Genomic DNA, 10,778 nt, shown 5'->3' with positions numbered 1-10,778 from the left:
GGTCAGGCCCGCGCCGGCCAGTGCCTGACGGATGACGCGTTGCTGGGAGGGGCCGTTGGGGGCGGTGAGGCCGTTGGAGGCGCCGTCCTGGTTGACGGCGCTGCCGCGCACCACCGCCAGTACCCGGTGCCCCAGCCGTTCCGCGTCCGACAGGCGCTCCACCAGCAGCACGCCCGCGCCCTCGGAGAAGCCGGTGCCGTCCGCCGACGCGGAGAACGCCTTGCACCGGCCGTCGGCCGACAGGCCCCGCTGCCGGGAGAAGCCGACGAAGATGCCAGGGTTGGCCATGACGGTGACGCCGCCGGCCAGTGCCATCGAGCACTCCCCGGCCCGCAGCGCCTGGACGGCCAGGTGCAGGGCGACCAGCGACGACGAGCACGCCGTGTCCACGGCGACCGACGGGCCCTCGAAGCCGAGCACGTAGGAGACGCGGCCGGACAGGACGCTGGCCGAGGTGCCCGTGCCCATGACCGCCTCGAGTTCTTCGGGGACGCGGGCTCCGGAGCCGTAACTGTGGTAGGTGACGCCGGTGAAGACGCCGACGTCCTTGCCGCGCAGGGCGGTCGGGTCGATGCCGGCGCGTTCGAAGACCTCCCAGGAGGTCTCCAGCATGAGCCGCTGCTGCGGGTCCATGGCCAGCGCCTCGCGCGGGGAGATGCCGAAGAAGGCGGCGTCGAAGTCGCCCGCGTCGTGCAGGAAGCCGCCCTGGCGGACGTAACTGGTGCCGGGGTGGTCGGGGTCCGGGTCGAAGAGGTGGTCCAGGTCCCAGCCCCGGTCGGTCGGGAAGTCACCGATGGCGTCGCCGCCGGTGGCGACGAGGTTCCACAGCTCCTCCGGAGAGGTCACGCCGCCCGGCAGGCGGCAGGCCATGCCGACGATCGCGACGGGTTCCGACAGCCCTCGGCGGATGTCGGTGTTCTCCCGTTCCAGCCGCTCGTTCTCCATGAGCGTGACACGCAGCGCTTCGACGATCTTCGCGTCGGGAGTGGTCATCCCGGCCTCCGCCTTCTTCCCCATCGTCATCACTTACCGGCCTTGCTCATGGCGCGTTGCACCAGGTCGTCGACGCCCATGTCGGCTATCGCCGTCTCCCGCTCCTGCGCCGGGAGCTCCTCCGCGTCCGCTTCCCCTTCCTCGGTGAGCGTCATGAGGGCGTCGAGGACGCCCAGTTCCCGGAACCGGCTCAGCGGTGTCCTGGCCAGGACGCGGCGCAGGTCCTCCTCGCTGCCCGGCGCGGCGGGAGCGGGGGTGTCGTCCGGGCCGAGTGTCGCGCGCAGGTGACGCATCAGGGCGACGGGTGTCGGATAGTCGAAGACGAGGGTGGTCGGCAGCCGGACCCCGGTGTGGTTGGCGAGCCGGTTGCGCAGTTCGACCGCCGTGAGAGAGTCGAAGCCCAGCTCGTTGAAGGCCAGGTCAGGGCCGATGGCGTGGGCGGTGGCGTGACCCAGTACCCGGGCGGCCTCCTCCCGGACCAGGCCGAGCAGGAGCTGTTCCTGTTCCTCGGCGGTGGCACGGCTGAGACGCTGGGTGAAGGCACCGGCGTCGGCGGCGGTGCCCGCCATGCGCCGGGTCTGCCGGACCAGGCCGCGCAGCAGCGGCGGCACCGGCCCCGTGGCGGCCTGCGCCCGCAGCGCGCCGAAGTCCAGTCTCATCGGCAGCAGCACCGGCTGGGGCAGGCGCAGCGCGGCGTCGAACAGTGCCGCACCCTCGTCCTCCGACAGCCCGATGACTCCGCCGCGTGCCATCCGCTGCTGGTCGGCGCCGGTGAGGTGACCGGTCAGGCCGATCCCCGCGCCCTGCGTCCACAGGCCCCAGGCCAGCGAGACGGCGGGGAGGCCCTGGGCCCGGCGCTGGTGGGCGAGGGCGTCCAGGTAGGCATTGGCGGCGACGTAGCCGCCCTGTCCGGAACTGCCGAGGGTGCCGGCGGCCGAGGAGAACAGGACGAACAGTGCCAGGTCCAAGTGCCGGGTCAGTTCGTGCAGGTGGTGTGCGGCGTCGGCCTTGGAGGCGAGGACGGTGTCCAGTCGTTCGGCGGTCAGGGCGGTGAGTACGCCGTCGTCCAGGGTGCCGGCGCTGTGCACCACACCGTTCAGCGGGGCGTCCGGGGGGACGGTCGACAGCAGCGCGGCCACGGCGTCCCGGTCGGACACGTCACAGGCGGCGATGCGGACCCTCGCCCCGAGGGCGGTCAGTTCGCGTTCCAGCTCGGCGGCGCCGTCGGCCCGGGGGCCGCTGCGGCTGGTCAGCAGCAGGTTGCGTACGCCGTGCTCGGTCACCAGGCGGCAGGCCGCCACCTTGCCGAGTGCTCCGGTGCCGCCGGTGACGAGGACGGTGCCCCGCGGGTCGGGCCGGCGCGGCAGCGTGAACACGTTCTTGCCGATGTGCCGGCCCTGGCTCATGAACCGGAAGGCGGCCGGAGCGTGCCGGATGTCCCAGGTGGTGAGCGGCGGCGGGGTCAGAACGCCCTGGTCGAAGAGGGTGACCAGCTCGGTCAGCATCCGCTCGATGCGTTCGCCGCCCGCGTCGGCCAGGTCGAAGGCCCGGTAGGTGACGCCGGGGTGCCGGGCGCCGACCTCGGTGGCGTCGCGGATGTCGGTCTTGCCCATCTCGATGAACCGGCCGCCCCTGGGCAGCAGGCGCAGCGAGGCGTCGACGAAGTCACCGGCGAGCGCGTCCAGGACGACGTCGAAGCCCCGGCCGCCGGTCAGGTCGAGGAACTGCCGTTCGAAGTCCAGGGTGCGGGAGTTGGCGAGCCGCCCGTCGGGTACGCCGGCGGCGCGCGCCGCGTCCCACTTGGCCGGACTGGCGGTGCCGTAGACCTCGGCGCCCCAGTGCCGGGCGAGCTGCACGGCGGCCATGCCGACACCACCGGCGGCGGCGTGGATCAGCACCGACTCGCCGCGCTCCAGCCCCGCCAGGTCCCGCAGTCCGAACCAGGCGGTGAGGTACACGCAGGGCACCGAGGCCGCCTGTTCGAAGGACCAGCCCTTCGGCATGGGCGCGAGGGTGCGGCAGTCGGCTACGGCCACGGGGCCGCCCGCGCCCTCGAAGAGGCCCATGACCCGGTCGCCCGGGGCGAAGCGGGTGACACCCGGACCGACCTCCGTGACCACACCGGCGCCTTCGTTGCCGATGCTGATCTCACCCGGGTACATGCCCAGCGCCATCAGTACGTCACGGAAGTTGAGGCCCGCGGCGCGCGTCTCGATCCGGACGTGCCCAGGAGGCAGTGCCGCCCGTGCCCTCGGCGCCGGCAGGAGGGCCAGGCCGTCCAGCGTGCCCGGGGCCCGCGTGCCCAGCTCCCACGCGGGCTCACCCGCCGGTGCCGTCAGGACCTCGTCGGCGCCGGCCCGGGTGAGACGCCGCTGGTGGCAGACTCCGTCACGCAGGGCGAGCTGTGGTTCGTCGCCGTCGAGCAGGGCGGCCAGGAGGGTGGGGAGCGCGTCGGCGGAGGCCGCCGTGGCGTCCGTGTCGAGGAGCAGGACGCGGCCGGGGTGCTCCGACTGCGCTGTGCCGACGAGGCCCCACGCCGCGGCCACCGCCGGGTTCGGCCGGTCACCGTCCCGCACGCGCACGGCACCCCTGGTCAGCACCACCAGGCGGGTCTGCTCCAGCGCGGGTGCGCCGAGCCACGCCTGGAGCACCTCCAGGGTGCGGTGGGTGACGTGGTGCACGTCAGTGCCCTCGGGTTCGTACAGCAGGACCGCCGACGGTCCGGTCACCCGCGTCACGTCCTCCACGGTCCGCACGGAGACCGTCTCCACGGGGGTGGCGGGAGCGACCCGCAGCTCCTCCCAGCCCACGAGGAACAGTTGCTCCAGCGGCGCCCGACCGCCGGCGCCGGCGGCGTCCAGCCCGCCCGTCGGCACCGGCCGCGACACCAGCGACTCGATCACCGCGACAGGCGCGCCGTTCGGGTCGGCCAGCCGGACACCCACCCCGTCCTTTCCGAAAGGCGTGATCCATACCCGCAGTGCCGACGCGCCGGAAGCGTGCAGCGACACCCCTCGGTAGGCGAAGGGCAACGCGGGGCCCGCGTCTGCGCCGGTGCGGTCGCGGAAGGCGGTGGCGTGCAGGGCCGCGTCGAGCAGCGCGGGGTGCAGGCCGAACGCGGCTGCCTCGGTGGTGAGTTCCTCGGGCAGGGCGACCTCCGCGTAGATCTCGTCGCCCCGCGTCCACGCCGCGCGCAGGCCGCGGAAGGCGGGACCGTACCCGTATCCGTCCGCCGCCAACTCCTCGTAGACGCCGCGCACCCGGTCCTCCGGGACCGGTACCGCCCCGGCGGGCGGCCACCGCGTCAGGTCCTGTGCCTCCGGATCGACGCTGCCGCCGACCGGGCCGCTCTCCGGGCTCAGCGTGCCGCTGACGTGCCGCACCCAGGCCGCCTCCTGGCGGCGCGAGTGCACCGACACCTGGCGCCGCCCGGACCCGTCCGGCGCGTCCACGGTCACCCGCACCTGCACGCCCTCGTGCTCGGGGAGCGGCAGCGGCGCCTCGATCACCAGTTCCTCGACGGCACCGCAGCCGACCTCGTCCCCGGCGCGCACCGCCAGCTCCACGAACGCCGCCCCCGGCACCAGCACCGTTCCCGCCGCCGCATGGTCCGCCAGCCACGGATGCGTACGCAGCGACAGCCGCGAGGTGAACAGCAGACCGCCGGACCCGGGCAGCTCCGTCACAGCACCCAGCAGCGGGTGCCCGGCCTGCGCCAGTCCCAGCGCCGCGGCGTCAGCCGCGCCGCCGCCTCGGCCCAGCCAATACCGCTGGTGTTGGAAGGGGTAGGTGGGGAGGTTCCAGGCGGTGTGTGGGGGTGTTTCGGCTCCTTGGCCGAGGAGGGTGGTCCAGTTGATGGGGAGGCCGCGGGTCCATGCGTGGCCGAGGGAGGTGAGGAGTTGTCGGGTGCCGCCTTGGCCGCGGCGCAGGGTGCCGGTGACGAGGGCGGGTCCTGGTTCGGTGTGTTCGATGGCTGCTTCGATGCTGGTGGTGAGGACGGGGTGTGCGCTGATTTCGATGTAGGTGGTGAAGCCTTGGGTGAGGAGGTGGGTGATGGCGGGGGCGAATTGGACGGTGTTGCGGAGGTTGCGGTACCAGTAGGTGGCGTCGAGGTGGGTGGTGTCGAGCCAGTCGGGTTCGACGGTGGAGTAGAAGGGGGTGTGTGAGGTGGTGGGGGTGATGTCCGCGAGGGTGTCGGTGAGGTGTTCTTCGATGGTTTCGACGTGGGTGGTGTGGGAGGCGTAGTCGACGTCGATGGTGCGGGTGCGGATGCCGTTCTGGTCGCAGGTGGTGGCGAGTTCGGTGAGTGCTTGTGGTTCGCCTGCGACGACGACTGAGGTGGGTCCGTTGAGGGCGGCTGTCTGGATGCGGTGGTTGTAGGGGGCGGTGAGTTCCTGGGCTTGGGTTGGGGTGCATGCGAGGGACATCATGGCGCCGTGGCCGGAGAGGTGGGTGGCGATGGCCTGGCTGCGCAGGACGACGATTTTGGTGGCGTCGGCGAGGGAGAGGGCTCCGGCGACGTGGGCTGCCGCGATCTCGCCCTGGGAGTGTCCTATGACTGCTGATGGCCGTACGCCCGCGGTTTGCCACATGCGGGCCAGGCCGATCATGACGGCGAAGGTCACGGGCTGGATGATGTCGACGCGGTCCAGGGGGAGGTGTCCGTGGATGGCGTCGTGGAGGGACCAGTCGGTCAGCTCGTCCATCACCGCGGCGCATTCATCGAGCACTTGGGCGAAGACGGGGTGGGTGTCGGCGAGTTCGGCGCCCATGCCGGCCCATTGGGTGCCCTGGCCGGGGAAGACGAAGACCACCCGTCCTTGCACGTCTGCCCGGTTACTTCCGGCGCCTTCGGCCACGGCTTCCAGTCCGGCCAGTGCTTCGGCCCGGTCGCCGGCCACCACCACCGCGCGGTTGGGCAGGGCGGCGCGTGTGTGGGCCAGAAGTCCGGCGAGCCGGCTCAAGCCGATGTCGGGCCGGCGTTGGAGGAAGTCGGCCAGTTGGCGTGCCTGGGCGCGGGTGCCCTGGTCGTCGGCTCCGGAGATCAGCAGGGGCAGGGGGCCGTCGGAGGGTGGGCCGGGGATGTCGGAGGGTTCGGGGACGTGTTCCAGGATCACGTGGGCATTGGTGCCGCTGACGCCGAAGCCCGAGACTCCCACCCGCCTCGGGCGTCCTGTCTCCGGCCACGCCTGTTCCTCGGTCAGCAGTTCCACCGCACCCGCCGACCAGTCCACCTGAGGGCTGGGGGTGTCGACGTGCAGAGTGCGGGGCAGGGTGCCGTGCCGCATCGCCATGACCATCTTGATGACGCCGGCCACACCCGCAGCCGCCTGCGCATGCCCGATGTTCGACTTCAACGAGCCCAGCCACAGGGGCCGTTCACGATCCTGACCGTACGTCGCCAGCAGGGCCTGCACCTCGATCGGGTCGCCGAGTCGGGTGCCGGTGCCGTGGCCTTCGACCGCGTCGATGTCCGAGGGGGCGAGGTGGGCGGCGTCCAGGGCGTCGTGGATGACGCGTTGCTGGGAGGGGCCGTTGGGGGCGGTGAGGCCGTTGGAGGCGCCGTCCTGGTTGACCGCGCTGCCGCGCACCACCGCCAGTACCCGGTGCCCCAGCCGTTCCGCGTCCGACAGGCGCTCCAGGACCAGTACGCCCACGCCCTCCGCCCAGCCCGTGCCGTCCGCCGCCGCGCCGTACGCCTTGCAACGGCCGTCCTCGGCCATGCCGCGCTGCCGGGAGAATCCGACGAAGACGCTGGGCGTCGACATGACGGTGGCGCCGCCCGCCAGGGCCATGGAGCACTCGCCCGACCGAAGGGCCTGGGCCGCCAGGTGCAGGCACACCAGGGAGGACGAGCACGCCGTGTCGATGGTCATGGCGGGGCCTTCGAAGCCGAGCGCGTACGACACCCGGCCGGTGAGCACGCTCGCCGAGCTGCCCGTCATCAGGTAGCCCTCGACGCCGTCGGGAACCGCGTCGACATCAGTGGCGTAATCCTGGTTGAGGGTGCCGAAGTAGACGCCGACGTTCTTGCCGCGCAGGGCGGTCGGGTCGATGCCGGCCCGTTCGAACGCCTCCCAGGACGTTTCCAGGAGCAGCCGCTGCTGTGGGTCCATCGCCAGGGCCTCGCGCGGGGAGATACCGAAGAAACCCGCGTCGAAGTCGCCCGCGTCGCGCAGGAAACCGCCCTCGCGGACGTAACTCGTGCCGGGGTGGTCGGGGTCCTGGTCGAAGAGGTGGTCCAGGTCCCAGCCCCGGTCCTCGGGGAAGGCGCCGACGGCGTCGCCACCGGCCGCCACCAGGTTCCACAGGTCCTCGGGTGACGTCACGCCGCCCGGCAGCCGGCAGGCCATGCCGACGATGGCGACGGGTTCCGTGCGCGCGGCCTCGATCTGGTGGAGCCGCTGCCGGGTCTCGTGCAGGTCGGCGGTCACCCGCTTGAGATACCGGACCAGTTTCTCGTCATTGTCCACCGGGGGTCACCTTCCTCTTCACTCGTGGGCGCGGCTGGGGTCCGACGGGTCGACGATCCCGAACTCCTCGTCGATGAAGGCCAGGACGTCGTCGACCGACGCTGTGTCGAGCGTCGTCTGGATGCTGTCGGTGCCGCCGGCCGGTCCGGGGGCGACGGCGCTGAGCCGGGCCGCCAGCACCCGGAGCCGGGCGGCGGCGACGGTGTCCTTGGCCCGGTCGGCCGGGCGGGCCGCCACCAGGTCCTCCAGTCGTGCCAGCTCGCCCAGCAGCGGGTCCTCCGCGGTGCCTGTGTCCAGCAGGGTGTTGAGGTGGTCGGCGAGCGTCACGGGTGTCGGGAAGTCGAAGGCGAAGGTGGCGGGGAGGCGCAGCCCGGTGCGGGCGAGGAGCCGGTCGCGCAGTTCGATCACCGTGAGCGAGTCGAAGCCGACGTCGGTGAAGGCCGCCCCGTGGCCGATGCGGCCGGCGGAGGTGTGACCGAGGACGTGGGCCGCTTCCTGCCGGACCAGGTCGAGGAGGATCGCCTGCCGGTCGGCGGCGCCCACGCCGGCCAGCCGGGTGCTGAGCGCGTCCGCTCCGTCGGCCGGTGCCCGCCTGACCCGTTGCCGCCCGCGCCGGGGCGGGGGGACCAGACCGCGCAGCAGCGGGGGGACCGGTCCGCCGGAGGCCTGGGCACGCAGGGCGCCCACGTCCAGCTTCATGGGGAGCAGTACCGGTGTGCCGCCGCGCAGTGCGGCGTCGAACAGCTCCATGCCCTCGGCCGCCGAGAGTGGTGTCATGCCGTCGCGGGCGAGCCTGCGGTGGTCGGTGGCGTCGAGTCCGGCCGTCATGCCGGCGTCCTGGGCCCACATGCCCCAGCCGAGGGAGAGCGCCGGGAGTCCTCGGGCGGCGCGGTGCTGTGCCAGGGCGTCCAGGTAGGCGTTGGCGGCGGCGTAGTTGCCCTGCCCCGGGCTGCCGAAGGTGCCGGCCGCGGAGGAGAAGAGGACGAAGGCGGAGAGGTCCAGGCCGGCGGTCAGTTCGTGGAGGTGGCGGGCGCCGTCCGCCTTCGGGCGCAGCACCGTGTCCATACGGTCCGGTGCCAGCGCCGTCAGTACGCCGTCGTCCAGTACGCCGGCCGTGTGCACCACCGCCGTCAGCGGCGCGTCGGCCGGTACTCCGGCCAGCAGGCCGGCCACGGCCGCCCGGTCCCCGACGTCGCAGGCGAGCACGTGGACGCGAGCCCCGGCCGCCTCCAGTTCCGCCGCCAGTTCGGCCGCGCCGGGCGCCTCGGGTCCGCTCCTGCTGGCCAGGACGATGCTGCGCGCTCCGTGCGTACGCACCAGGTGCCGGGCCACCACCGCGCCGAGCGACCCCGTGCCGCCCGTGACGAGTATCGTGCCGTCGCCGATCGGCGTGCTGCCGGTCACGGGTGCCTCACCCGGCGCCTCGGCGCGCACGAGCCGGCGCACGAAGCACCGTCCCTCGCGGACCGCGGCCTGTGTCTCGTCGGCGGCGAACAGGGCGGGTACGAGCATGCTCAGTGCCGTGCGCGAGGACGGCGCGTCGTCGATGTCGACCAGGGCGACGCGTCCGGCGTTCTCCGACTGCGTGGTCCCGGCCAGACCCCACAGGGCGCCGAGCGCGGGGGCGACATCCTCTCCCGGCGCCACGGCCACCGCGCCCCTGGTGATCACGGCCAGCCGCGTGCCGTCCAGAGCCGGTTCGGCCGACCATGCCTGGACGACGGCCAGCAGGCGGCCGGTCAGGTCGCGCAGGGCGCCGGGTTCCGTCAGCTCGACCGTCAGCGTGCCGGTGAGGCCGCCGCCGCGTGCGGCCAGTGCGCGGACCTCCGCCGCCGTACCGACCGGCACCGTCACGGACTCCGTGCCGTGGTCCGGGGCGGACGGTACCGCCGGCGTCGTCTCCTCCCAGTCCGGGCGCAGCAGGTGCTCGGCGGCCCGGCCGCCGGCGAACCGCGCGGGCTCGACCGGGCGGGACACCATCGAGCCCACGGACGCGACAGGGGCGCCGGTCCCGTCGGCCAGGTACAGGGTCATGCTGTCCCCGCCGGTCGGAACCACCCGTACCCGCACGGCCGTGGCACCCGTGGCGTGCAAGGTGACGTCGCGCCACACGTAGGGCAGTGCCGTGTGCGCGCCGGTACGGTCGGCGCGGTGCTGGAAGTCGGCCGCGTGCAGGGCGGCGTCGAGCAGCGCCGGGTGCAGTCCGAAGGCCGCCGCCCGGTCCTCGTGGTCGTCGGGCAGGGCCACCTCGGCGTACACCGCGCCGTCCGCGCGCCAGGCGGCCCGGACCCCCTGGAACACGGGCCCGTAGCGGTACCCGGCCTGCTCCAGACCGTCGTAGAGTGCCGCCACCTCCGCCGGGTCCACGGCGACGGCGCCCGCCGGCGGCCACACCGACAGGTCCACCGCCTCCGGCGTCGTACTCGGCGTCGTATCCGGTGTCGTCACCGGCGCGGATACCGGACGCAGCGTCCCGGAGACGTGGCGGACCCAGGCGGCGCCCGCGTCCTCGGCCCGCGAGTGCATCCGTACCGTGCGCCGGCCGTCCTCCCCGGCCGCCCCCACGCTCACCCGCAGCCGCACCCCGGTGCCCTCGGCCAGCGGCAGTGGTGTCTCCATGACCAGTTCCTCGACCACGCCGCACCCCACCTCGTCACCGGCCCGCACGGCCAGTTCCACGAACGCCGCCCCCGGCAGCAGTACCGCCCCGGCCGCGACGTGGTCGGCCAGCCAGGGGTGGGTGGCCAGGGACAGCCGGGACGTGAACAGCACCTCCTCCGACTCCGGCACTTCCACCACCGCGCCCAGCAACGGGTGACCGGTCTCCTCCAAGCCCGCCGCCGTCACGTCGCCGGCCGCCGCGCCGTCCGCCGTCAGCCAGTAGGTCTCCCGCTGGAAGGCGTAGGTCGGCAGGTCGGCCGGGCCGGCGTCCGTCCGGCCCAGCAGCGCGGACCGGTCGACCGATACGCCCCGGGTGTGGCAGACGGCCAGTGCCGTGAGGACGGCGCGCACCTCGTCACCCTCGCGGCGCAGCGCGGGCACGAACACCGCCTGGCTCTCCGCACCGGAGTCGAGGCAGTCGCGGCCCATCGCGGACAGGGTGCCGTCCGGGCCGAGTTCGAGGTAGGTGGTGACGCCGTGGTCGGCGAGTGTCTGGATGCCGTCGGCGAAGCGTACGGCTGTGCGTGCGTGGCGGACCCAGTAGGCGGGGGTGCGTATGGCGTCGGGGTCGGCGAGTTGTCCGGTGATGTTGGAGAGGAGGGGGAGGGTGGGGGTGTGGAAGGTCAGGCCTTCCAGTACGTGTTGGAACTC

Annotated in this window: 3 protein-coding genes; all 3 read right to left on the bottom strand. The window is 73.4% G+C overall.

The window, feature by feature from the left end; genetic code table 11:
• On the bottom strand, nt 1–993 hold a 993-nt coding region (locus J7I94_RS37540; RefSeq protein WP_251076324.1), incomplete at its 3' end, for a beta-ketoacyl synthase N-terminal-like domain-containing protein.
• Between the two features lie 29 nt (nt 994–1,022).
• Complete coding sequence (locus J7I94_RS37535; protein ID WP_215174804.1) at nt 1,023–7,466, bottom strand: type I polyketide synthase; 6,444 nt, start codon at nt 7,464–7,466, stop codon at nt 1,023–1,025.
• Nucleotides 7,467–7,484: 18 nt separating this feature from the next.
• The coding region (locus tag J7I94_RS37530; protein WP_215174802.1) for a type I polyketide synthase at nt 7,485–10,778 on the bottom strand (3,294 nt) is incomplete at its 5' end.

The organism is Streptomyces sp. ISL-12, assembly GCF_018614415.1.
In the GTDB taxonomy this organism is placed as follows: domain Bacteria; phylum Actinomycetota; class Actinomycetes; order Streptomycetales; family Streptomycetaceae; genus Streptomyces.
Note: the sequence above shows the minus strand (reverse complement) of the source record. Positions and strands in the feature narration are given on the sequence as shown.